The 20,507-nt window shown below is 61.5% G+C and carries 27 protein-coding genes and 1 tRNA gene; 12 read left to right on the forward strand and 16 right to left on the reverse strand.

Translation table 11 applies throughout. The features are described 5' to 3' along the window. Entirely contained in the window at positions 1-885 is an 885-nt protein-coding gene (gene prmC / locus SynMINOS11_RS02205) for a peptide chain release factor N(5)-glutamine methyltransferase (RefSeq protein ID WP_186549567.1), read from the forward strand. Beyond that, positions 882-1,469, forward strand: coding sequence for an L-threonylcarbamoyladenylate synthase (locus SynMINOS11_RS02210; RefSeq protein WP_186549569.1), 588 nt, complete (start codon positions 882-884; stop codon positions 1,467-1,469). Before prmC ends, SynMINOS11_RS02210 begins: the two co-directional genes overlap by 4 nt. A gap of 23 nt (positions 1,470-1,492) precedes the next feature. Here SynMINOS11_RS02210 and arsB read toward each other — a convergent pair whose 3' ends face one another. From arsB to SynMINOS11_RS02225, 3 genes are read right to left on the reverse strand one after another with little or no spacing between them, the layout of a single operon-like run. After that, positions 1,493-2,503: an ACR3 family arsenite efflux transporter gene (gene arsB / locus SynMINOS11_RS02215; protein WP_186549571.1), complete on the reverse strand. Its 1,011-nt coding sequence runs from the start codon at positions 2,501-2,503 to the stop codon at positions 1,493-1,495. After that, the gene (gene arsJ, locus SynMINOS11_RS02220; protein WP_011934845.1) at positions 2,503-3,762 is read right to left on the reverse strand and encodes an organoarsenical effux MFS transporter ArsJ; all 1,260 of its coding nucleotides are present in this window, start codon (positions 3,760-3,762) and stop codon (positions 2,503-2,505) included. Before arsJ ends, arsB begins: the two co-directional genes overlap by 1 nt. Then, a complete protein-coding gene (locus tag SynMINOS11_RS02225) occupies positions 3,759-4,781 on the reverse strand; it encodes an ArsJ-associated glyceraldehyde-3-phosphate dehydrogenase (RefSeq protein ID WP_011934846.1) in 1,023 nt (340 codons plus the stop codon). Before SynMINOS11_RS02225 ends, arsJ begins: the two co-directional genes overlap by 4 nt. Positions 4,782-4,827: 46 nt before the next feature. Between SynMINOS11_RS02225 and SynMINOS11_RS02230 the strand changes: the two genes are divergently transcribed. The 4 genes from SynMINOS11_RS02230 (at position 4,828) to SynMINOS11_RS02245 (ending at position 6,856) form a co-directional block, all read left to right on the forward strand. After that, on the forward strand, positions 4,828-5,151 hold the full coding sequence (locus tag SynMINOS11_RS02230) for an ArsR/SmtB family transcription factor (RefSeq protein WP_011934847.1): 324 nt from the start codon (positions 4,828-4,830) through the stop codon (positions 5,149-5,151). Between the two features lie 39 nt (positions 5,152-5,190). Continuing rightward, positions 5,191-5,385, forward strand: coding sequence for a hypothetical protein (locus SynMINOS11_RS02235; protein WP_011934848.1), 195 nt, complete (start codon positions 5,191-5,193; stop codon positions 5,383-5,385). Positions 5,386-5,454: 69 nt separating this feature from the next. Next, positions 5,455-6,297 (forward strand): sigma-70 family RNA polymerase sigma factor, encoded by an 843-nt coding sequence (locus SynMINOS11_RS02240; protein WP_186549573.1) that lies wholly within the window; start codon positions 5,455-5,457, stop codon positions 6,295-6,297. A 280-nt stretch (positions 6,298-6,577) separates the two neighbouring features. Beyond that, positions 6,578-6,856 (forward strand): cell division protein SepF, encoded by a 279-nt coding sequence (locus SynMINOS11_RS02245; protein ID WP_186549575.1) that lies wholly within the window; start codon positions 6,578-6,580, stop codon positions 6,854-6,856. Here SynMINOS11_RS02245 and SynMINOS11_RS02250 read toward each other — a convergent pair. The 5 genes from SynMINOS11_RS02250 to minD all read right to left on the reverse strand — a co-directional run bounded on the left by SynMINOS11_RS02250 (position 6,833) and on the right by minD (position 9,142). Beyond that, positions 6,833-7,135 carry a hypothetical protein gene (locus SynMINOS11_RS02250; protein ID WP_043736521.1) on the reverse strand — a complete coding sequence of 101 codons (303 nt, stop codon included), beginning with the start codon at positions 7,133-7,135 and terminating at the stop codon, positions 6,833-6,835. The genes SynMINOS11_RS02245 and SynMINOS11_RS02250 overlap by 24 nt on opposite strands. Beyond that, positions 7,135-7,869 (reverse strand): DUF3887 domain-containing protein, encoded by a 735-nt coding sequence (locus SynMINOS11_RS02255; RefSeq protein WP_186549577.1) that lies wholly within the window; start codon positions 7,867-7,869, stop codon positions 7,135-7,137. The genes SynMINOS11_RS02250 and SynMINOS11_RS02255 overlap by 1 nt, the downstream gene beginning before the upstream one ends. A gap of 78 nt (positions 7,870-7,947) precedes the next feature. After that, positions 7,948-8,019, reverse strand: a tRNA-Thr gene (locus tag SynMINOS11_RS02260). Between the two features lie 7 nt (positions 8,020-8,026). Then, positions 8,027-8,320 carry a cell division topological specificity factor MinE gene (gene minE / locus SynMINOS11_RS02265; RefSeq protein ID WP_186549579.1) on the reverse strand — a complete coding sequence of 98 codons (294 nt, stop codon included), beginning with the start codon at positions 8,318-8,320 and terminating at the stop codon, positions 8,027-8,029. A 3-nt stretch (positions 8,321-8,323) separates the two neighbouring features. Then, positions 8,324-9,142, reverse strand: a complete 819-nt coding sequence (gene minD, locus SynMINOS11_RS02270) for a septum site-determining protein MinD (protein ID WP_011934855.1) — start codon at positions 9,140-9,142, stop codon at positions 8,324-8,326. Between the two features lie 112 nt (positions 9,143-9,254). Between minD and SynMINOS11_RS02275 the strand changes: the two genes are divergently transcribed. Genes SynMINOS11_RS02275 through SynMINOS11_RS02285 form a run of 3 tightly spaced genes read left to right on the forward strand, consistent with a single transcriptional unit; the run spans position 9,255 to position 11,399 of the window. Then, positions 9,255-10,262: a phospholipase D-like domain-containing protein gene (locus SynMINOS11_RS02275; RefSeq protein ID WP_186549581.1), complete on the forward strand. Its 1,008-nt coding sequence runs from the start codon at positions 9,255-9,257 to the stop codon at positions 10,260-10,262. Then, entirely contained in the window at positions 10,262-10,837 is a 576-nt protein-coding gene (locus SynMINOS11_RS02280) for a chromate transporter (RefSeq protein WP_043736525.1), read from the forward strand. Before SynMINOS11_RS02275 ends, SynMINOS11_RS02280 begins: the two co-directional genes overlap by 1 nt. Next, positions 10,830-11,399 carry a chromate transporter gene (locus tag SynMINOS11_RS02285; RefSeq protein ID WP_011934858.1) on the forward strand — a complete coding sequence of 190 codons (570 nt, stop codon included), beginning with the start codon at positions 10,830-10,832 and terminating at the stop codon, positions 11,397-11,399. Before SynMINOS11_RS02280 ends, SynMINOS11_RS02285 begins: the two co-directional genes overlap by 8 nt. On the opposite strand, the gene minC is transcribed toward SynMINOS11_RS02285, so the two are convergent. Then, positions 11,386-12,066 carry a septum site-determining protein MinC gene (gene minC / locus SynMINOS11_RS02290; protein WP_186549583.1) on the reverse strand — a complete coding sequence of 227 codons (681 nt, stop codon included), beginning with the start codon at positions 12,064-12,066 and terminating at the stop codon, positions 11,386-11,388. The two genes, SynMINOS11_RS02285 and minC, sit on opposite strands and share 14 nt — an antisense overlap. A gap of 47 nt (positions 12,067-12,113) precedes the next feature. On the opposite strand from minC, the gene SynMINOS11_RS02295 reads away from it, so the two are divergent. Then, complete coding sequence (locus SynMINOS11_RS02295) at positions 12,114-12,773, forward strand: HAD-IB family phosphatase (RefSeq protein WP_186549585.1); 660 nt, start codon at positions 12,114-12,116, stop codon at positions 12,771-12,773. On the opposite strand, the gene SynMINOS11_RS02300 is transcribed toward SynMINOS11_RS02295, so the two are convergent. Then, on the reverse strand, positions 12,736-13,992 hold the full coding sequence (locus SynMINOS11_RS02300) for an HD domain-containing protein (RefSeq protein ID WP_186549587.1): 1,257 nt from the start codon (positions 13,990-13,992) through the stop codon (positions 12,736-12,738). The two genes, SynMINOS11_RS02295 and SynMINOS11_RS02300, sit on opposite strands and share 38 nt — an antisense overlap. Next, positions 13,989-15,221 carry a carboxyl-terminal processing protease CtpZ gene (gene ctpZ, locus SynMINOS11_RS02305; protein ID WP_011934862.1) on the reverse strand — a complete coding sequence of 411 codons (1,233 nt, stop codon included), beginning with the start codon at positions 15,219-15,221 and terminating at the stop codon, positions 13,989-13,991. Before ctpZ ends, SynMINOS11_RS02300 begins: the two co-directional genes overlap by 4 nt. 65 nt (positions 15,222-15,286) lie before the next feature. On the opposite strand from ctpZ, the gene petB reads away from it, so the two are divergent. After that, positions 15,287-15,943 (forward strand): cytochrome b6, encoded by a 657-nt coding sequence (gene petB / locus SynMINOS11_RS02310; RefSeq protein WP_011934863.1) that lies wholly within the window; start codon positions 15,287-15,289, stop codon positions 15,941-15,943. 57 nt (positions 15,944-16,000) lie between these two features. Further along, complete coding sequence (gene petD, locus SynMINOS11_RS02315) at positions 16,001-16,483, forward strand: cytochrome b6-f complex subunit IV (RefSeq protein WP_011934864.1); 483 nt, start codon at positions 16,001-16,003, stop codon at positions 16,481-16,483. A gap of 13 nt (positions 16,484-16,496) precedes the next feature. Here petD and SynMINOS11_RS02320 read toward each other — a convergent pair whose 3' ends face one another. From SynMINOS11_RS02320 to SynMINOS11_RS02340, 5 genes are all read right to left on the reverse strand, one after another. After that, the gene (locus SynMINOS11_RS02320; protein WP_255445454.1) at positions 16,497-17,963 is read right to left on the reverse strand and encodes a glycoside hydrolase 100 family protein; all 1,467 of its coding nucleotides are present in this window, start codon (positions 17,961-17,963) and stop codon (positions 16,497-16,499) included. Between the two features lie 96 nt (positions 17,964-18,059). After that, a complete protein-coding gene (gene mtnC, locus SynMINOS11_RS02325; protein ID WP_186549591.1) occupies positions 18,060-18,809 on the reverse strand; it encodes an acireductone synthase in 750 nt (249 codons plus the stop codon). After that, a complete protein-coding gene (gene mtnB / locus SynMINOS11_RS02330; RefSeq protein ID WP_186549593.1) occupies positions 18,806-19,486 on the reverse strand; it encodes a methylthioribulose 1-phosphate dehydratase in 681 nt (226 codons plus the stop codon). Before mtnB ends, mtnC begins: the two co-directional genes overlap by 4 nt. Further along, entirely contained in the window at positions 19,414-20,262 is an 849-nt protein-coding gene (locus SynMINOS11_RS02335) for a DNA-formamidopyrimidine glycosylase (protein WP_186549595.1), read from the reverse strand. Before SynMINOS11_RS02335 ends, mtnB begins: the two co-directional genes overlap by 73 nt. 6 nt (positions 20,263-20,268) lie before the next feature. Beyond that, positions 20,269-20,478 carry a photosystem I reaction center subunit IV gene (locus tag SynMINOS11_RS02340; RefSeq protein WP_011934869.1) on the reverse strand — a complete coding sequence of 70 codons (210 nt, stop codon included), beginning with the start codon at positions 20,476-20,478 and terminating at the stop codon, positions 20,269-20,271. Positions 20,479-20,507: the final 29 nt, after the last annotated feature.

Raw genomic sequence — 20,507 nt, forward strand, 5'->3', positions numbered from 1 at the left:
ATGACTTGCCTCAGCGGCTCCGAGTTGCAGCTCTGGCGGCGTGAGCAATTGCTGGGCCAGCAGGATCAAGCGGCCGCGCTGGATTGGTTGCTGGAGCTGGAAGCAGGTCTGCTGTGGCGTGAGCTTCAAGCCAGCTATCTCCACCCTGAAGCCCCTGTGCAGCTGGATTGTTCGCTACAGCGGCTGGAGCAGATCTGGCAGCAGCACTGCCGGCAGCAGGTGCCCTTGCAGCATCTGGTGGGGCGTTGTCCCTGGCGGGATTTTGAGCTGGAAGTCAGCCCAGCGGTGCTGATCCCCCGTCAGGAAACCGAGCTGTTGGTGGAGCTGGCGATGGGCTGTTTTGAAGCTTCCGAAGCACCCCAGCGCTGGGCGGATCTCGGCACGGGCTCAGGTTGTCTCGCTGTGGCCTTGGCGCGGCATTGGCCCAGCAGCTGCGGCTGGGCTGTCGACTGCAGCCGCGAGGCCTTGGCTGTGGCCCGGCGCAACGCAGCAGCGCTTGGACTGCTTCAAAGCGCTGCGGTGCAGTGGTGTGAGGGGCTGTGGTGGCAGCCCTTGCAGCCTCTGGCGGGCCAGTTGGATCTGGTGGTGAGCAATCCTCCCTATATCCCCAGTGCCGTGGTGGATGGCCTGGAGCCTGTGGTGCGCGATCACGAGCCGCGCTTGGCGTTGGATGGAGGCAGCGATGGCTTGGATGCCTTGCGTTTGATCATCGAGGCAGCCCCGCAAATGCTGGCCCCGGGGGGATGGTTGGTGCTTGAGCACCATCACGATCAAGCTGCTGCGGTGGCTGAGCTCTTGGGCGCTGCCGGCCTGCAGGAGCGCCGTCAGGAGAGGGATCTGGAGGGGCAAATGCGTTTTGCGGTGGCGCGCCGCTCCAACCCATGACGGCGGAAGGGTTCCAGGTGCTGGCGCAGCGGTTGCAACAGGGGGAGCCGGCCCTGTTTCCCACCGACACCTTGCCGGCATTGGCCGCGATTCCATCTGCTGCCCAGGCGATCTGGCAGTTGAAGCAGCGACCTGCCGATAAGCCCTTGATCTTGATGGGGGCCTCTGTGGAGCAGCTGCTCCCTTGCTTGGGCCAAGCGCCCCCCGCTGGCTGGCAGCGCCTGGCCGAGCTGGGTTGGCCCGGGGCGCTCACGCTGGTGCTACCGGCCCGCGGGCCGGTGGTGGAGGCCCTCAACCCAGAAGGCGGCTGCAGTCTTGGCTTGCGGGTGCCCGCCTGTGAGGCGGCCTTGCAATTGCTGCGCTGCAGTGGGCCGCTGGCCACCAGCAGTGCCAACCGCTCCGGTGAGCCCGCTTGCCGCAGGGCAGCTGAGCTGGCGCACTGCTTCCCCGAGGTGAGTCGCTTGGCGCCAGAGCCTTGGTTGCCCGGCTCTGGGCAGGCCAGCACCGTGGTGAGCTGGCAGAGCGATGGTTGGCGCGTCCTGCGTCAGGGACAGGTGGTTGTGCCTGAGATCCTTGCCCCCTAGGCCTGCTCCTTGCCGATCGCTGATTAGGCCGGAAACAAATCCTCGTTGCGGTTGGCGATCGCCACCAGTGAAAGCATCACCGGGACCTCCACCAGCACGCCGACAACAGTGGCCAGGGCCGCTCCAGAGTTGAGGCCAAAGAGGCTGATGGCAACCGCTACCGCCAGCTCGAAAAAATTCGAGGCGCCGATCATGGCTCCCGGTGCCGCAATGCTGCGGGGTTGGTGCCACCGGAGCATCCACTGCGCCGTGATCCAGAAGATGAGATAGGTCTGCAGGATCAGTGGAATGGCAATGAGCACAATCGCCAGGGGATTGCCAAGGATCGCCTGGGCTTGAACCATGAACAGCACCAGCACCGTTGCGATCAGCGACAGCATCGCCACGGGCTTCAATTGCACTTCCAGGCGTTGAATTCGGGTTTCAGAGCGCAGGAGTAGTCGGGTCAGCCACCCCGCTGCCAGGGGCACCACCACAAACAAACCAACCGCGGAGAGCATCGTGTCCCATGGCACCAGCACATCGCTGACGCCCAGCAGCCAGGTGGCGATGGGGGCGAATGCGAACACCATGATCAGGTCGTTGATTGCCACCTGCACCAGGGTGTAGTTGGGATCCCCATCGCTCAGACGGCTCCAGACGAAGACCATGGCGGTGCATGGGGCCACCCCAAGCAGGATCATGCCGGCGACGTACTCCTGGCCCATGGCGGCTGGGATCCAGGGGCCGAACAATCCGCGTATGAACAGCCAGGCCAGCGCTGTCATGGTCAGTGGCTTGATCAACCAATTCACCGCCACGGTGACCAGCAGGCCGCGGGGTTGACGGCCGATGCCGCCGATGGCCGAAAAATCCACCGCCAGCATCATTGGGAAAATCATTCCCCAGATCAGGAGTGCGATCAGCAGGTTGATGCCTGAGAGCTGCAGAGCCGTGATGGTGCTAGCTGCTCCTGGCAGTAGCCAGCCCAGCAACACGCCAGCAACGATCGCCAGGCCAATCCATAGGGAGAGGTAGCGCTCGAAAAGCCCCATCAATTGGCCTGTGAGAGTCGCGGCACGGGGGGCAGCCGCAGGCTGCTCAACCACGAGAGCAGCACCAGCAGTGATGACACCCAAAGGCAGGCCTGCATGCCGCCACTCGCGGTGCGCCCCAGCATGAACACCGCTCCGGAGAGCAGCGTGCCCACCAAGCGGCCAGCCGCGTTGGCCATGTAATAGAAGCCGACGTTGAGGCTGACGCTCTCGGCATCGGTGTAGGCCAGCACCATGTAGGAGTGGATCGAAGAATTCATCGCAAACACCACGCCAAAGGCGGCCAGGCCAGCGGTGATCGCCAGGCCTGGATCGCTGTTGCGCCAGAGCGCAATCGCAATCAGGGCCGGAATGGCACTCAGTGCGGCACTCCAGAACTGCACCGCACTGGCGCCTGGTGTGGTGCTTTGGCCCCAGAGCCGCCGCAGGCTGGGCGCTCCCCCTTGCACAAAGCCGTAGCCGATCACCCAGAGGCCGAGGAATCCGCCGATCTCCCAAAAGCTCCAGCCCAGGGACGCTTCTAAAAACACCGGCAATGCCACCACAAACCAAACATCCCGGGCGCCAAACAGAAAGAAGCGCGCCAGCGATAGGACGTTGATGCCCTTGGATTTGGAGAACAGTGCGCTGAAGCCTGGCTTCTGCTTCATGCGGCCGATCTCGCCAGGCAACACCAGGGTGAGCGCGAAGGCCAATGCCAAGCCTGCAGCCATCAGGCCCACGGCTGAGTTGAAGCCAACCGCTGTGAGCAGCACACCGCCGAGAAAGAAGCCCACCCCTTTGAGCGCATTTTTCGAGCCAGTGAGGATGGCGACCCACTTGAACAGTTGCTTTTGCCCTTGCTGCTCGTCATCTGGGGTTTCGGGCACCACGGTTTTGATGGCGCTCTTGGCGCTCATCTTGTTGAGGTCTTTGGCGATGCCGCTGATTGCCTGGGCGGCCATCACATAAATCACGCTGAGCAGCTTCGGCCAGCTGGCAGCCACGGGAATCAGCATCACCAGCGCCAGGATCTGCAGCAGCGTGCCGGCCCAGAGGGTCAGCCTGAGGCCATAACGCGCGCCGATCCAGCCGCCATAGAGGTTGGTGAGAACACCAAAGAACTCATAAAAAAGGAAGAGGAAGGCAATCTCAAGCGTGCTGTAGCCGAGCTGGTGGAAGTGGAACACCACCAGCATGCGCAGGGCGCCATCGGTGAGGGTGAAGGCCCAGTAGTTGGCGGTAACGATGCCGTATTGCTGCAGCGGAGAGAGCTTCATGGCTCCAGCGCCACCACATGGCAAGCCAGATCAGCCATGCGGCAGCTGTAACCCCATTCGTTGTCGTACCAGGCAAACACCTTCAGCTGGTTGCCATCCACCACCATCGTTGAGGGCGCATCGATGATCGAGCTGCGGTTGTCGTTGGTGTAGTCACACGACACCAAGGGCCGCTCCTCGTAGCCAAGGATTCCCTGCAGAGGGCCATCGGCAGCTGCTTTGAAGGCTGCATTCACCTGCTCGGCGGTGACGTCTTGCTTGAGTTCAAACACCGCATCGGTGAGCGATCCATTCAGCAACGGCACCCGAACGGCATGGCCATTGAGCTTGCCTTGCAGCTCCGGGAAAATCATGGCGATGGCCTTGGCTGATCCCGTGGTGGTGGGAATCAAGGAGTTCAAGCCAGAGCGAGCCCGCCGCAAATCACTCTTGAAGGCATCGATCGGCACCTGGGTGTTGGTGATGTCGTGAATGGTGGTGATCAGCCCGTGCTCAATGCCGAAGGTTTCATGCACCACCTTCACCACAGGGGCCAAGCAATTGGTGGTGCACGAGGCTGCTGTGACTAGGCGGTGCTGGCTTGGCTCGTAGAGCTGATGGTTGATGCCATAAACGATGTTGAGAGCTTCAGCGCCGGCGATCTGGCCTTTGACCGGGCAGGCCACGATCACGCGGCGAACCTTGGTTTGATCGAAGTAGGGCTGAAGGGTTTCGGGGGTTTTGATCTTGCCGGTGCACTCCAGTACCACCTCCACCCCGGCTTGATCCCACGGAACAGCTGTTGGATCGCTGTGCTGGGAATAGCTGATGGTGTGGCCATCGATTTGAAAGCCGCTGCCTGTGGCGTGTGCTTCTTGGCTCCAGCGGCCGTGAACTGAATCAAACGTCAGCAGGTGGGCGGCGGTGACAGCGTCACCGGCGTTGTCATTGACGTGCACCAGTTCAATGCCGGGACGACCCCACAGGGCACGAAAAACCAGGCGACCGATTCGCCCGAAGCCATTTACACCTATTTTCATTGGTTAGGCCCCGCGCTTTGCCCCCAAGATAGATCAACGAAATTTGATGGATTCACTGCTGGCGACTGATCTCAAGGCTGATTCTGCAAGGACGTTGCTGAAAGCCTTGGCTGATCCGTTGCGGCTGCGAATCATTGAAACCTTGGCCGAGGGTGAGCGCTGCGTTTGTGACCTCACCACCGATCTCGAGTTGGCGCAATCCAAGCTCTCGTTCCATTTGCGGGTGCTCAAAGACGCCGGTTTGCTGAGCCAGCGGCTGAGTGGCCGTTGGGTCTACTACCGCTTGGAACCTGGCGCGATCGAAGAGTTGCGCTCCTGGTTGGGGGCTGTGCAGCAGTGCTGTGAGAAGACAGCCCCCCCCTGTTGTTGAGCCTGAATCTCGTTACGTTGCAGGTGTTGCGCCATTGCCATGGGCGGTCTGGTCCTGTTTGTGATCGCTTTGATGGCGCTGTTTGAGTGGGCCTTAGAGCCGTTGATGATCAGCTTGCAGCGGTTGTTCACCCTGCGGGAGCTGATCTGGATCCCGTTGATGTTGTTGGTGGCGTTGCTGCTCAGTCCCAATGGGGATCCTCACAAAGCCATCACAAAGGGGAAGACTCCCTGAACCCTTGGCCTAGAGCCCTTGCTGCTCTGCGCTGCCGCCGGTATCGATGAGGCGCGCAGACCTGCTGCTATGGCGGAACCGGTTCGTGCCTATCTCGAGCAGATTGGTCGTTATGCCCTGCTGCGGCCTGAGCAGGAGGTGGAGCTGGCACGCTTGGTGCAACGGGCGCAGCAGCTTGAGCAGCAACCCCAGCTAAGCCCCACAGAGCAACGGGAACTGCGGCGCGGCCGCCGGGCTCGTGAGCGCATGATTCAAGCCAACCTGCGCTTGGTGGTGACCGTTGCCAAGACCTACCAAGGGCGAGGTTTGGATTTGATGGACTTGGTGCAAGAAGGCTCGCTCGGATTGATCCGAGCGGTGGAGAAGTTCGACCCCACCCTGGGTTACCGCTTCAGTACGTACGCCTGGAATTGGATCCGGCAGGCCATCAGCCGGGGCTTGGAAACCAAAGGCCGCACGCTGCGTTTGCCCATCCATGTCACCCAGCAGCTCAGGGCATTGCATCGGGCCCATGAACGCCTCTGGCAACAGGGGCTCAGTACCGATCTCGTTGCGGTGGCAGCGGAAGCTGGCGTTGATCTCAAGGCCGCCAGCCTGGCGTTGCGGATGGCGCCGGGAACCCTGTCGCTCGACACGCCGGCGGCCGGTAGTGAGAGCGATCTGCTGCAGCTGTTGCCATCAGCGGAGCCTTCGCCTTTGGATGAGGCTGAGCGCCACGACGGTTGGGAGCGTATGGGCAGGCAACTTCGCCATTTGCCCGAACGTGATCAACAGGTGTTGCAGTGGCGCTATCTCACGCCCGAGCGCCAGAAGCTGAGTGTTGTCGGTGAGCAGTTGGGCTGCAGCCGCGAGCGGGCTAGGCAGATTGAACAGCGCGCCTTGCTGCGGCTGCGGCTGCGCATGGCGAGTTGATCGTGGTGAACATCACATTCCAAGAGACTTTGATACGACAGGGCTAGGTGAATTAAGTCTTTGCTGGTTCGCACAACTCACGGCAGCATCAGTGTGGTTGGTGGCTATGGCTGGGTGAATGTGGTTCCGGAACGTCCCAGCCGCTTTGAGTCACGCCGTCCGTTGCATTGGGCTGGTTGGGTTTGGGACGTGATCTCCCAACGCTCCCTGACACCATCCTGAATTCCTGAATCTTTCAGCGTTCCATGCGGCAGCTGTTGAAACTCAGCAGACTGCTTCCATGTTTGCTAGCCAATACTCCCCGCTCGAAATCGTTCTCCTCAAGCCTGAGCGGATTGAGGAGATGGAGCTTGCTGTGCAATGGCTGCAGCGCCACTCAACGGTTGTTGTCGACATGGCCTTGCTGGATGACAGCAACGCCCAGCGTTTTATTGACTTCCTCTCTGGCGCTGTTTGGTCGCTGGATGGTTCGATCCAGCGGGTGAGTGATGAGGTGATCGTGGCGGCGCCCATGGCGATCCGTCTCACCTCAGGTTCAGAGGCAGAGACCGAAATCTGATCCCACCCAGCAACTCTTGCCAACTTTGCGAGCTTCGCCCCAGAGCGTTTCATCGCCTTGGCTGTTCAGTCCGCGCACATGAACCTGGCGGCGCCCTTTGGGGCTGACCTCAATAGTTTGGTCTTCCCCGGTGAGCTCGTTTGGAGCCGTCAGCGAGGTTGTTCCTTGCTGCTTTCGGACATCACATAGGCCGCTGTAGCTCAGGGCTTCTCGCACACTCCAGATCCTGCAGGGTTGTTGCAGTTGAGCCCAAAACACTGGCAGCAGCAGCAGAGGCATCAACGCACGGCTCCATCGATTGGGAAATCAAGTCCGGTGATCTGCCCAGCCGGGTTGAGGATCACAAAGATGTTGTCGGTGGTGCGGTTAAAGCGCACGGTGACGAGCACCAGGGAGCCGTTGCTCCCATGCTCAGCTTCCATCACCTTCTCGATCGCCTGGAAATTCCCGGTGGTCTGCTGCAGCCTCAGCCACTTGTTCTGCAGCTTTTGAGGGCTGATCTCTTTTTGCAGGTCGAGGGCTAGCAGGCTGCGGGCGCTGATGAATTGGCCATCGCTCACCGCATCGATGAAGGCCCGCGCCACCTTGGTGGAGTCTTTGTCTGAGACGTTGAACAGCTGGGCGACGAGGCGACCTTGGGGGTTGATTACCAAGGTGGCTTCACGGCTGCCATTTTCGCTTTGAAGCAACACCTCAACGGAGCTGTTGCCGCTGAGGCCAGTGCGCACCGACTGAATGGTCCAGCTCTCGAGCTGAGGCAATTGATCGAGGGTGCCTTGCACCATTGATGGGCTGCTGGTGGTTTGCAGAGCCTTGCTGAATTGGGAGTAGCGCAGAGCGCCGTCACGTTGACGCACTGCTTCGAGAATTTGATCAGCTGCTTGCTGGGCGGCTGCTTCGCTCAGGGGGCGCGCCACGCGGCTGCTCTGGGCAGCTGCGGGGAGGGTGAAGGGTGTGATGGCGGTGCAAGCCAGCAGGGCGGCCGCTGCTTTGGCCATTGCAGAACGCTTCAACACAGGCAGGCCCAATCCAAAATCGGAGCCATTGTGGCCCAATCAGAGAAAAAAGAATCCCAAGGGTGGACGGCCTTAAGCCGGCTAACGGATTTGAACCGATGGCCTTCGCTTTACAAAAGCGCTGCTCTACCGCTGAGCTAAGCCGGCTGGAGCCTCACTGTACTGCTGGCACCTGGGGCAGAACGTCGTCGCGGACGCGGCGAATGGGCAGATTGGCGACCAGGGCGGTCGCCCGCTCCTCGGTTTCCAGGGTGACGTCTCCCCCCTCGAGGTCGAGCTCCACGTAGCGGTTCACCACTTCGAGAATTTCGCGGCGCATCTGCTCCATTAAGTCAGGATTCAGATCGCTGCGGTCGTGGGCCAACACCAGCTGCAGCCGGTGCTTGGCGGTGGTGGCACTGGCCTGCTGACGACCCAGCAGGCGATCAATCATCTCGCGCAGGGTCATGGCTCAGAACAGTTTGGTTTGCATGAGTTGGCGCATCTTGGCCCGCAGGCCGCGGCGCTGTTTGGTGGGATCGGGCAGCGGCACTTCTTCGCCTTGCAAGCGCTTGGCGACATTGCGGTAGGCAATTGCCGCTGGTGAGCTCGAGCCATTGAGGGTGAGGGGCTCACCCCGGTTGGTGCTGACGATCACCTGCTCGTCTTCAAATACCAAGCCCAACAAGGGCAGCGCCAGGATGTCGGTGACATCGGTGACGCCCAACATCTCCTGGGACTGCATCATTTTGGGGCGCACCCGGTTGAGCACTAGCTGAATCGGCTCCACCCCACGGGTGTTAAGCAAGCCGATCACCCGGTCGGCATCGCGCACGGCAGAGACCTCCGGGGTGGTGACCACGATGGCTTCATCAGCTGCAGCAGCAGCATTTTTGAAGCCGTCTTCGATGCCGGCCGGTGCGTCGATCAACACCACATCGAAGTGGGGTTGGATCAGCCCCACGATCTTCTGCATGTCCTCGGGCTTGAGCCACTCGAGCATGCGTGGGTTGCCAGCGGGCAGCAGCGCCAGGTTGGGCTGCAGCTTGTGCTTCACCATCGCTTGCTCCAGGCGGCAGTTGCCCGCGAGCACTTCTTGCGCGGTGTAGACGATCCGGTTTTCCAGGCCCAGCAGCAAGTCGAGGTTGCGCAGACCGAAGTCGGCATCGAGAACGGCGGTGCGCACCCCCTGGGATGCCAGGGCGATGCCGAGGTTGGCCGTCAAGGTGGTTTTGCCCACACCGCCTTTGCCGGAGCAAATCAGGATGGTGCGAGTGGATGAGCCAGTCACAGAGGCTGTGATCCGAGCACTGTGGCTCAGACAGTTAGGTGAATCCGAGGAAATTACAGCCCTTTAATCGATTTGTTTGCATCGTTGGTGGCAGCGCAACGAATGGTTCGCAATGACGCGTGGGGTAACCACAGCAGGTCATCACCAACAGCTGTTGGTGATGCCTGACGACGGCGTTGAGCCGGTGACTGATTTCATCGCATCGGCCCAGCAAGAGCTGCGTTTAAAGCAATTCAAGCTGCAGTCGCCTGCCGTTCTCGAGGCGCTGCGTCAGGCCCACGAGCGAGGCGTGCAGGTGCGCGTGATGCTGAATCCCCACACCTCCGGCGGGGATCGCTGGAACGATCAGGCCTATGCCGCCCTGCAGTCGTGGGGCGTGTCTGTGGCCTGGACGAGTGAATCGTTCCCGGTGACCCACGAGAAATCGATCGTGGTGGATGACAGCGCGGCGCTCATTGCCACGTTCAACCTCTCGGATAAGTACTTCACCGAGACCCGTGATTACGGCGTCATCACCTATGCGGCTCCAGCGGTGGAGCAGGTGATCGATGGCTTTGAGCACGACTGGAACCGCAGCTTCTTCAATCCCGATCTCAGCGTTGGTTTGGTGTGGAGCAGTTTTCACAGCCGTGGCCAGATGGCCAAAGTGATTGATGCGGCTAAGGAACGCCTGTGGGTTCAGCACCCCAAATTTGTTGATGCGGTCATCCTTGAGCGCTTGATTGCCGCCTGCGAACGCGGTGTGAAAGTCAGGGTCCTGTGCGGCGGCAAGCACGGCATCTCCGATTGGGACATCTACGACACCTTCGCCAGCCTGCGGGTGCTGAGCCGCTCAGGTGTGAAGGTTCGCCGCCAGAAACACCTCAAGCTGCACGCCAAGTTGATCGTCGTCGATAAGAAGATGGCGTTGATTGGTTCGATGAACATCGATCGCAGTGCGTTCGATCTGCGCCGCGAGCTGGGCATCGAAACCGATGCGCCGGAGGTGCTGGCCCGTTGCGTTGAGATGTACAAGCACGACTGGAATGAAGCCACGCCCTACGCCGCACCGGATCCGTTGGATCCCGCGATGCATGAGGAGGGGGAGCTGCCTCCGGATCCCCACTTCATTCACGAGTGATGGCAGCTCAGCTGGATCAAGAACCGTTGGCTGCAGCCCCAAGCCGTAAGGGGTTGTTCCTGGGCATGTTGCAGGTGGCGCTGTCCTCCTTTGGTGGGGGCATGTCGGCCTGGAGTCAGCGCATCGTTGTTGAGCAGCGCCGCTGGATGAGCAACGAAAGCTTCATCACTGGCCTCACGGTGGCTCGTCTCTTCCCAGGCCCCAATCAAATCAACATGGCCGTCTACATCGGCGCGCAGTTCCGGGCGTTTGCTGGCGCGGTGGCGGCTGTGGGCGGGATTTTGCTGGTGCCCTTCAGCCTGTTGATGCTGATCGGGGTGGTGTATTTCCAGTTCCACGCGGCTCCAGCGGTGGACCGGGTGCTCACCGGAGTGGTGGCCGCGGCAGCGGGCATGGCCCTCTCCATGGGCTTCAAAATCCTGCACGTGTATTGGCGTGATCCGCTGGCCTTGGGGTTGGCGGCGCTCACCTTTGTGGTGCTGGAGTTCAAGGGGATTGGCCTGATCCCGGTGGTGCTGGTGTTGGGGCCGATTGCCATGGCCCTCTACTGGCCGCGGCAGCAGCGCCATGGTTGATCCCAGCAGCGCTTGGGACACCTGGCTTCAGGTGGTATGGACCTTCCTGCGCCTGTCGCTGTTTTCCCTCGGCGGCGGCAACACCTTGCTGGCGGAATACCACCACCTCTCGGTGGAGCGCTTTGGCTGGATCACCAGCTCCCAGTTCGCTGACATCTATGCCCTCGCTGAAGCAGCGCCTGGGCCCAGCTCCATGATCGTGGGGCTCTTGGGGCTGGGGGCTGGCTGGGACCACGGCCTGGGGTGGGGCCTGTTGTGTGGGGTGAGCGCTGAGGTGGCGGTGTTGCTGCCCTCCACCGTGGTGATGGTGGCGGCGGCCTTGAGCTGGAACCGGCTCAAAGATGCACCGATTCGCACCGCCTTTGAACGGGGCTTGGGGCCAATCACATTGGGAATCCTGTTCCATGTGGGCCTCACCGTGCTGCGCACGGCGGACCACAGCGTGGTGGCTTATTTGGTTTCGGCTGTGGTCTGCGCCTTGATGTTGTTCACGCGCATCTCACCGCTGTATTTCATGGCGGTTGCCGGTGTGCTGGGCGCCATTGGCGTCATCCCCAGCTGATCGGCACCCCTAGTTGGGCGGCACTGATTGCAATCTCATCGCCCTCGAGCCGCGCTTGCTCGGTGACTCCTTCCGGCGGCGGTTCTTCCGGGCCGCGCGCCACGGCATCGGCAATGCGCAGCTGCAGCGGCCGCAGTTGCAGCGCCACGATGCGCGCGTTGCGTGCGCCGTGGCATCCGGCATGGGCAATGCCGCGCAGCCGCCCCCAAATCAACACATCACCGCGGGCGCTGATGCGCGCACCAGGGTTCACATCGCCCAGCACCAGCACCGCACCATCCACTTCCAGATGTTCGCCGGCGCGCACGGTGCCGCGGTGGACGTGCAACTCGCGCCCAGTGCCCTTGGACTCTTCAGCGTTCTCAGGAGCTGGTGGTTCAGCCTGGCTGCGCAGCCCCAGAGCTGCTGAGGCCACCAAGGTGCTGGGCTCGCTGCTGCTCAGCTCCTCGAGTTGAAGACCGGCTTGCTCGAGGTGCTGAGCAATCGCCTGCAGATGGCTGCATTGCAAAGGCCAGGGACCGGCCTCCATCACCACCCGGCCCTGGGGCGGGTCGGCGCCAAGGGCATGCAGCACCGCCTCACAAGGATCAGCACCCGCTTGCCAAGCGCCCAGCTGCAGCCGATGGGGCCAGCCCGGAGCGGGGGCAGGGTCTAGGCGGGCGACCATGGAGCGAATCCGGCCCGCTCAAGCTAGGGCCACACTTCACCGCCGCCATGGACTGCCCTGCCGCCACGGTGTTCTGCGATTTTGATGGCACTGTCACCAGCGTCGACACCTTCGATGCGGTGGCCGCTCGGGCTGCGCCGGAGCTCTGGGCTGACCTCAAAGCGCAGCTGTTCCAGTTCGACATCACCTTGCTTCAGGGCATGCAGGCCTTGGCCGATGCACTCACCCCCCACGATCTGGAGGCCATGGTGGCTCACATGGGCGAGTACGCCCCGCGCCCTTGCTTCCTGCCGTTTTTGGCGGAACTGGAGCGGGCTGGTTTGCCGTTTGTGTTGGTTTCCGGTGGGCTTGTGCCCTTGGTGGAAGAGGTGCTGGGGCCCCATCGCCATCGCCTTGATCAATTGATTGCGGCTGAGGTGCTGTCCCATCCAGGTGGTGGGCTGCGCTTTGCGTCTCCGTTTGCCAATGGGCAGGAGCTGGTGGCCAAAGCCGAGGTGGTGAAGCGTTATGGCCGCGGCCGCAGCGTGGTGATTGGTGATTCGATCACCGATTTAGGAATGGCCGAGGTGGCGGATCTGGTGTTTGCCAGAGAGCCCCTCAGTGGCTGGCTTGAGCAGCGCGGCATCGCCTTTCACCCCTGGGACAGCTTTGCTGATGTGGAGGTTGTTCTCAGGCAGCAGGGGTTGCTGCCGGGAGCTGCTGCCTGAGCTGATCCCGCACCTCCCTGGGATGCAGCAACCAGGCCAGTTCTTGGGGTTGGCTGAGGCTGTTCACCAGCGGTGAGACCTGCTCAAGCGCTTGCAGATCTTGACCGTTCCAGAGCCTGAGGCCACCGACATAGGGGCGATAGCCCGTGCTGCGGCGCTCCCTGAGTCCGCAGCACAGGTCGGGATCAAGGCCAGCGGCTTGTGACAAGCGTTGGGCCATGGCCAGAGCTTCCAGCCGTTGGGTGTGGTCTAGGCCTCGCACGTCGGTGGCTTGCAGCAGATCACGATCGAGCAATCGCCGGCAGAGTTCTTGCAGTGGCGCTGGCCCCTCTTCCCGCCAGCGCTGCAGGTGATAGCCGGTGCGTAGGTCGTCGTTGGCCAGATAGGTGCTGCTGTCCATGGCATCGGGATCCCAGAGCCAGCGGGCCATCACGGCATCGGCAAACAGCGCATCGGGTTGGCTTTGGCGGGCTTGTCGCACGATCTGCTGCAACAACCAGTTGGCCACGATGTTGAGCCGGTGGTTGTAGACGGTGCTGTACATCAATGAGCGCACCACCAAGTAGTGCTCAACAGCGCTGCGGCCGCGTGGGTGCAGCGCTAACTGACCATCGGGAGCCAAGGTCAAGGCGGCAATCAGCCGATCGAGATCGAGCTGGCCGTAGCTGGTGCCGGTGCTGTAGCTATCGCGGCGGAGGTAGTCGAGGCGGTCGCAATCCAGCTGGCTACTGATGAGGGCTTTGGCGGCGGGGTGGGGGCTGCGGCCATGCTCCAGCAGCTCAGCCACCGCCTTGGCGGTTCCCGGAGCCCAGGCCTCCAGCGGGTCGCGCAGGTCTGGGCACTCCTGCACCAGCCGCGCCGACCAGGCCTCGTGATGCAGGCCAAACATCTCCTCGCCGGCATGACTCAGCGGGGCATGACCCACGTCATGGAGCAGGGCGGCCCCATAGATCAGTCCGCGATAGACGGCCAGCTCTGGAGTGAGGCGTTCGAGGTGTTGCAGGGCGCGGCGCGCCAGGTGAAGAACGCCGATGGAATGGGTGAAGCGGCTGGATTCCGCGCCATGGAAGGTGAGAAAGGCAGGGCCCAGCTGGCGGATGCGCCGCAGGCGCTGAAATGCCGGGGCATCGATCAGGGCGATCACCATCGCCTCGGCTGGATCGTTGCTGTCGAGAACGATCTCGCCGTGGAGCGGATCGTGGTACGAGCGCCGCTTCATGCCTCGAGTTGCGTGATCAGTGCCTCTTCAGCGCTGCGCAACCAGGCGTCATCGTCGCTGCCGATGCTGCTGCCACTGGGCTCGGTGCTGCTCAGGGGCTCATCGGGCTCAAGCCCTTGCCCCTGAATCGCTCGGCCATTGGGCGTTAGGTAGCGAGCCACGGTGACGGCCAAGCCGCTGCCATCGCCAAGGGGCAAGAGCGTTTGGATCTCCCCTTTGCCAAAGCTGGTGCTGCCCAAGAGCTGTGAGCGATCGTTGTCCTGCAAGGCACCAGCCAAAATTTCGCTGGCACTGGCCGTGCCGCCATTGATCAAGGTGAGCATGGGGCCATCAAAGAGCCGGCCGCCGTTGGCCGGACGTTGCTCATTAATGCCATTGCGGTCCTGGGTTTCAACAATCACATCGCCAGCGAGGAAGTCGTCGGCAACGGCTAGCCCGGCGCTCACGAGGCCGCCGGTGTTGTTGCGCAAATCCAGCACCAGCCCTTCGATGCCCTTGGCTTCGAGATCTGCCAAAGCTTCTTGAACGGCTTCTGGCACCGGTTCGCTGAATTGATTGATGCGCAGATACCCCAGGGTGTGATCACCACTGCGCAGCCGGCGGCTGCGAACGGGGCGTAAATCAATCGCCCGCCGTTCGAGATCGAGGCTTTGCTCCTCGCCATCGGGGAGGGTCACCTCCAGATGCACGCTGCTGCCGCTGTCGCCCCGCAACAGAGCAGCGCTGCCATCGAGTCCCAGCTCGCTGGTGGCTTGCCCATTGATGCTGCGCAGCAGGGTGCCATCCACCAGGCCAGCCTCGGCAGCGGGCGAGTCTTCCACCGGGGCGATCACCACCACGCTGCCGCTGTCGTGATGGATGCCGAGCTGAAGCCCGATGCCGCTCACCGTTCCTTTGGTGGCCGCTTCCAGTTGGCCGTAGGACTCGGGCCTCAGCAGGCGGGTGTAGGGGTCATCCAGGGGCGCCAGCATGGCGTCGATCGCGTCATAGGCATCGCCGCGATTGCTGATCGTTTTCTCCAAAGCCTTTTGCCGCAGGCGCCGCCATGGAACGCCGCTGAAGCTGGGGTCCACATAGCTCTCATTCACCAGCCGCCAAACATCCACCACCAGGGTTTGATCGTCTGTGAGGGCCAGGGCGGAACCGCTGAGCTGCAGGATCAGCAGCAGGGGCAACGCCAAAACGAAAGCCGGCCTGAAGAAGGCATGCCAAAGCCGAAGCCGGGTCACGGGCTACTCGTTGCTATCAGTAGACTCTCGCCACAACCTGCTTCCGGGCAACCCTCCCCACCGGCATGGCGAATTCATCCCCTGTCTACGACTGGTTCAACGAGCGTCTTGAGATCCAAGACATCGTTGACGACATCTCTTCGAAATACGTGCCGCCCCACGTCAACATCTTTTATTGCCTGGGCGGCATCACCCTGGTCTGCTTCCTAATTCAGTTCGCCACTGGATTTGCGATGACCTTTTATTACAAGCCCACGGTGGTGGAGGCCTACAGCTCCGTTCAGTACTTGATGACGGATGTGAGCTTCGGTTGGTTGATCCGCTCGGTGCATCGCTGGAGCGCCAGCATGATGGTGCTGATGCTGATCCTGCACGTCTTCCGCGTGTACCTCACTGGTGGCTTTAAGCGTCCCCGCGAGCTCACCTGGGTCACCGGCGTGACCATGGCTGTGATCACCGTGTCCTTCGGTGTGACGGGCTACTCCTTGCCTTGGGACCAAGTTGGCTACTGGGCCGTAAAGATTGTGTCTGGTGTTCCTGCTGCTGTTCCTGTGGTCGGCGACTTCATGGTTGAGCTGCTTCGCGGTGGTGAGAGTGTTGGCCAATCCACCCTCACGCGCTTCTACAGCCTCCACACCTTCGTGTTGCCCTGGTTGCTGGCGGTGTTCATGCTTGCCCACTTCCTGATGATTCGTAAGCAAGGCATCTCTGGTCCCCTCTGATCGGCCAGAAACTTCTAACCTGACCACAACGGTTCAACTCCTTACTTCCCTCCAGCGATGCACATCCTCAAGGAACCGGATCTGAACGATCCCAAGCTGCGCGCCAAGCTCGCCAAGGGCATGGGCCATAACTATTACGGCGAGCCCGCTTGGCCGAACGATCTCCTCTACATCTTCCCGGTGGTGATCCTCGGAACCATCGCTTGTGTGGTGGCTCTGGCTGTTCTCGATCCAGCCATGCTGGCTGACAAGGCTGATCCGTTTGCCACTCCTCTGGAAATCCTTCCTGAGTGGTACCTCTATCCGGTCTTCCAGATCCTGCGTGTGGTCCCCAACAAGCTGCTGGGTATTGCTCTGCAAACCATGATTCCGCTGGGCCTGATGCTGGTGCCCTTCATCGAGAGCTTCAACAAGTTCCAAAACCCCTTCCGCCGCCCGGTGGCCATGGCCGTGTTCCTGTTCGGCACTGCCTTCACCATCTACCTCGGTATTGGTGCTGCTCTGCCGATCGACAAGTCCCTCACCTTGGGCCTGTTCTGATCTCAGCGTTCAATCAATAGTTTTTGAGAAAGCTCTTCCGCTCGTCGGGAGAGCTTTTTTCATGTTGATCTTGGAATGAGAGCCTGAGTGGCCCGACATCGTCGAGGTCGAGCAGCTTCACATCCTGAGGGGCTTTGCGCATCAAGTGATGCAGCAGCAAGAAGCCCACGATCGTCCAGGTTTGGTTGATGCGAGCTTGTTGCCCCACCCACGTGCCGGTGGGGCCATCGAAGTACTCAGCCCACTGCTGACGCGGTAGTTGATTGAGCTGCTGCCAGTAGCACTCCTCGAGCATGGTGCGGGTTTGGCCCAGCAGCAGCAGGTCATCGTTGGGGTAGAGGCGCTGGTGCATCAGCACCGCCGCAGCCATGGGCCATAACAAGCTGGGCCAGTGGCCCCCGTTGTGATAACTCCAGGGCCAATTTTTCGGGTCCATTCCGGTGTTGGTGATCCATTCGTCTTGATCCATTGGCGGATGGCAGATGCGCATCGGCATCTCCGCCATCAAGTGCTGGCGGTTGTGGATCACCAGGCGGAACAGGGCCAGCTGCTGGGGGCCCGTCAGCAGCCCAAAGAGCGAACCCAAGGCATTGCCCAGGCTGTAGAAGCGGAAATCGGGCCGGCCGGTGCGCATGTTGCCGATCAAATAGCCGCCGCGGTCATCCAGCCATTCCTGCAACCAGTGGGGAATCACCTCCGGTTGCACGTTGAACTCATTGCGTGATTGGTAGTCGCCGTACTGCTCGGTGGGCCTGCGGCGCAGCACCTGCATCGTCTTGCTGGTCACCCAGTAGTGGTTGAGCAGGTAAACGCGCAGATCCCGCATCCAGGTGCGAGTGAGTTCCAGCCGCTGCTGGATCAAGGGGCCGCCATGGCCGCCCCCTTCCACCAGGCTCATCAATTGGCAACAGCTCTTGAGGCAGCCGAACAGCAGAACCTCCACTTCCAATGGCGCCCCCCAAACGTCCATCGGACGGTCAATCATGAAGGCGCAATCGGGAACGAACAGCACCGGCGGTTCGTAGAAGCTCGGTTGCAGCACCAAATCCAACAGCAGCTGCACAGCCCGCTGCACCTTGGGGCTGGTGCCATAGCTGGTGTCGCCGCTGGCCCGCACATACATCCAACAGAGCACCGGCCACCACAGGGAGGCATCGACTGATGTGATGCGGCCAATGGAGCGTTGGCCGTAGTCGGCCAGGATTTTGTCGTCTTCTTCCACAAAGCTGGTGGGGAAGACACCGCGGGTGCGGTAGGAGCGGCTTTGCAGCTCGAGGCACAGATCCAGGAAGTGCCGCACGATCTCAAAACGGCCCCGCAACAGCAAGTAGACCATCACCGGCACGTTGTCGCGCAGGAAGATCTCGCCGTAGTTCAGCTCGCTGTCATGAACCGAGCTTTCCAGTGCTGCCACAGCACCAGCCAGCTGGCCGCGCACGTTGACCAGGGTTTGCTCGAACAGCTCTTCGGCCTGGCGCACCACCTCCGATTCGCCGGAGTTGGGGCGGGTCGTGTGTTCCGACTTTGATGGTGACCGCGGGACCTTGGGTATGGCTGGCGCCCCCAAACCTCAAATTCAACGTAGTCCTGGCGGTCCTGATGGCGCCAATGCTTCCAGGCTGGACACCACAACGGGCCACTTGGCACTCAGCGTCTCGGGGTTGCCAGGACGCTGGCTGCCGCAAATTTGCAGCCCAGCGGCTTGGGCAGCGGCCAATTCCCCGCTGGAATCACTAATGAACAACACCGCCTGGGCTGTCAGCTGCAGATCAGCAGCCAACAACGTGTAGCTCTGGGCTTCTTTTTTGGGCCCCAGTCGGGTGTCATACCAGCGCTCAAACAGGTCGCTTAGATCGCCATCGCTGGTGTGGCCATAAAACAGCTGCTGCGCAGCTACCGATCCAGAGGAATAGACGGCCAAGCGCAAACCGTGTTGCTGCCAACGCTTGAGCGTTGGGGCGACATCGGCGAACAGCGGAGTGGTTAAGGCTCCAGATTGGTAGCCGTGGCGCCAGGTCAGCCCCTGCAGCTCTTTGAGCGGCGCCAGTTTGCGGTCTTGATCAATCAACCACTGCAAATAGGGCAGTAGGGCGAGGGGATCTTGGGAGTCGCTGTAGGCCGGGGCTTCAGCGGAGTTTTCTTGCTTCCAGGCGATTCGCACTTCATCCAGCAAGGGCTTGAGCGGCGCCTGTTGATCGTCTTGGTTCAGCAGGGTGCCCAGATGCTGGCGGGCATAGGGGAACAAGCTGCCCGTCACAAAATCCACCGGGCAGGTGGTGCCTTCGATATCAAGAACGATGGCCCGTAGCGACTCCCAATCGATCACGGCTGAACCCCTAATCCCTGCAGCAATAGTTGGCGCCAGCGCTGCTCCAGCAAAAACTCAAGAATCTCGAGATGGCGCGTAGCGCTGAACAGATCCTCGCCCCAGGCATAGAGCCCATGGCCGGCAATCAACAACCCATGGGGCGCTCCGGCGAGGTGCGGCTGCGCCGCCTCACTGAGCCGTTGCAGGTCTTGGTCATTGGCGAGCACTGGCACGCTCACGCTGCTTTGGTGTGTGCTCACTCCAGCCAAGCCCTTGAGCATCTCCAGGTCTTGGAGCTTGAGGTGCCCGCGGGGTAAGGCCCATTGCGAGAGCAACGTGCCGGCCTGGGAATGGCTATGGAGCACGGCGCCCGCCGCGCAGCTGCGCACAATCATGAGATGCAACAGCGTTTCGGCGCTGGCTTTGCCGGTACCTTCGATCACCGCAGCGTTGCCATCGACAACGATCAGCTCATCAGCCGAGACGTTGCCCTTGTGCACGCCGCTGGGTGCCATCACCAGCTGCAAGGGCTCGCGGCTCATGAGGCAGCTGAAGTTACCCCCGGTGCCATCACACCAACCGCGGCGGTGGACATCGGCCATGACATCCACCAGCTCTTGTCTCAGCGCTGACAGCTTGGACACCAGTGACTGCTTCGTCCCCCCAGTGTGTCGCGCCGCAGGATCGTGCCGCATTGGCGGCAGGGTTCCCCGCCGCGCCTGTACACCCAGGCCTGGCCGCCGTAGTTGCCATTGGTGCCAGTGAGGTCGCGGAAATCGCTGAAGGTGGTGCCGCCAGCGCCAATGCTCAGCTCCAACACCTTCACCAAAGCTGCCCGCAGCTTCTCCAGCCGCGCCGCGCTCACGCTCCCCGATGGGGTGTGGGGGCGAATGCCGGCCATAAACAGGCTTTCATCGGCATAGATGTTGCCCACGCCAGCCACCAGGGCCTGATCGAGCAAGGCATTTTTGATGGGGCGGCTGGATCCCTTCAGTCGCTGACGCAGGTAGTTGGCGTTGAACGCGTCGCTGAAGGGTTCGGGCCCCAAACGGGTGAGGCCAGTGATCACCTGCTCGGTTGGCGTGCCCAGGGGCACAAACCAGAGCTCCCCAAAGGAGCGCACATCCACAAAGCGCAGCTCATGCTTCTCGGAGAGAAAGCGAACCCTGGTGTGCGGGCAAGGCGGTCGCTCCTCGCGCTGGAGCCATTGAAATTGGCCGGTCATGCGCAGATGCACCCCCAGCTCACCGGCTGGTGCGCCATCGCGCTCAAGCTTGGCCACCAAATACTTGCCGCGCCGGCGCCAACCGGCCAACTCGCATCCACTCAGGGCAGCGGTAAATCCGTCGGGGTCACCCTTGGGGGCTGCAACGGCTCGGCTGCGGCAAACGATTGTTTCACCAATAGGAAAACGGCCCACCTGCAGCTCGAGGCCGCGGCGAACCGTTTCAACTTCCGGAAGTTCCGGCACCTGAGATCAAGCTGGGTCGAGCTCGGCCTCAGCGAAGTTATTGGTGTTGATGCCGCCATCAACGCCAGAGAAGCCGTTGTAGTTGACCTTCTCGAAGCGCACCACGACCGGATAACGGATGCCAGAGGTGTCGATCGAGGCCACGGTGCCTACTTCGTTAAACCAATAGGACTCTGGGCGCCTGATGCGCACTTTGTCGCCGCGAGAAATCGCCATGTCGGCAGAACAAGGTTCGTTCGTTCAGA

It is taken from the genome of Synechococcus sp. Minos11 (assembly GCF_014279855.1).
Taxonomy (GTDB): Bacteria; Cyanobacteriota; Cyanobacteriia; order PCC-6307; family Cyanobiaceae; genus RCC307.

Coding starts and splice junctions, on each gene's coding strand:
- prmC (WP_186549567.1), top strand. CDS start 1: ATGACTTGCCTCAGCGGCTCCGAGTTGCAGCTCTGGCGGCGTGAGCAA.
- SynMINOS11_RS02210 (WP_186549569.1), top strand. CDS start 882: ATGACGGCGGAAGGGTTCCAGGTGCTGGCGCAGCGGTTGCAACAGGGG.
- arsB (WP_186549571.1), bottom strand. CDS start 2,503: ATGGGGCTTTTCGAGCGCTACCTCTCCCTATGGATTGGCCTGGCGATC.
- arsJ (WP_011934845.1), bottom strand. CDS start 3,762: ATGAAGCTCTCTCCGCTGCAGCAATACGGCATCGTTACCGCCAACTAC.
- SynMINOS11_RS02225 (WP_011934846.1), bottom strand. CDS start 4,781: ATGAAAATAGGTGTAAATGGCTTCGGGCGAATCGGTCGCCTGGTTTTT.
- SynMINOS11_RS02230 (WP_011934847.1), top strand. CDS start 4,828: ATGGATTCACTGCTGGCGACTGATCTCAAGGCTGATTCTGCAAGGACG.
- SynMINOS11_RS02235 (WP_011934848.1), top strand. CDS start 5,191: ATGGGCGGTCTGGTCCTGTTTGTGATCGCTTTGATGGCGCTGTTTGAG.
- SynMINOS11_RS02240 (WP_186549573.1), top strand. CDS start 5,455: ATGGCGGAACCGGTTCGTGCCTATCTCGAGCAGATTGGTCGTTATGCC.
- SynMINOS11_RS02245 (WP_186549575.1), top strand. CDS start 6,578: ATGTTTGCTAGCCAATACTCCCCGCTCGAAATCGTTCTCCTCAAGCCT.
- SynMINOS11_RS02250 (WP_043736521.1), bottom strand. CDS start 7,135: ATGCCTCTGCTGCTGCTGCCAGTGTTTTGGGCTCAACTGCAACAACCC.
- minE (WP_186549579.1), bottom strand. CDS start 8,320: ATGACCCTGCGCGAGATGATTGATCGCCTGCTGGGTCGTCAGCAGGCC.
- SynMINOS11_RS02275 (WP_186549581.1), top strand. CDS start 9,255: ATGACGCGTGGGGTAACCACAGCAGGTCATCACCAACAGCTGTTGGTG.
- SynMINOS11_RS02280 (WP_043736525.1), top strand. CDS start 10,262: ATGGCAGCTCAGCTGGATCAAGAACCGTTGGCTGCAGCCCCAAGCCGT.
- SynMINOS11_RS02285 (WP_011934858.1), top strand. CDS start 10,830: ATGGTTGATCCCAGCAGCGCTTGGGACACCTGGCTTCAGGTGGTATGG.
- minC (WP_186549583.1), bottom strand. CDS start 12,066: ATGGTCGCCCGCCTAGACCCTGCCCCCGCTCCGGGCTGGCCCCATCGG.
- SynMINOS11_RS02295 (WP_186549585.1), top strand. CDS start 12,114: ATGGACTGCCCTGCCGCCACGGTGTTCTGCGATTTTGATGGCACTGTC.
- SynMINOS11_RS02300 (WP_186549587.1), bottom strand. CDS start 13,992: ATGAAGCGGCGCTCGTACCACGATCCGCTCCACGGCGAGATCGTTCTC.
- petB (WP_011934863.1), top strand. CDS start 15,287: ATGGCGAATTCATCCCCTGTCTACGACTGGTTCAACGAGCGTCTTGAG.
- petD (WP_011934864.1), top strand. CDS start 16,001: ATGCACATCCTCAAGGAACCGGATCTGAACGATCCCAAGCTGCGCGCC.
- mtnB (WP_186549593.1), bottom strand. CDS start 19,486: ATGCGGCACGATCCTGCGGCGCGACACACTGGGGGGACGAAGCAGTCA.
- SynMINOS11_RS02340 (WP_011934869.1), bottom strand. CDS start 20,478: ATGGCGATTTCTCGCGGCGACAAAGTGCGCATCAGGCGCCCAGAGTCC.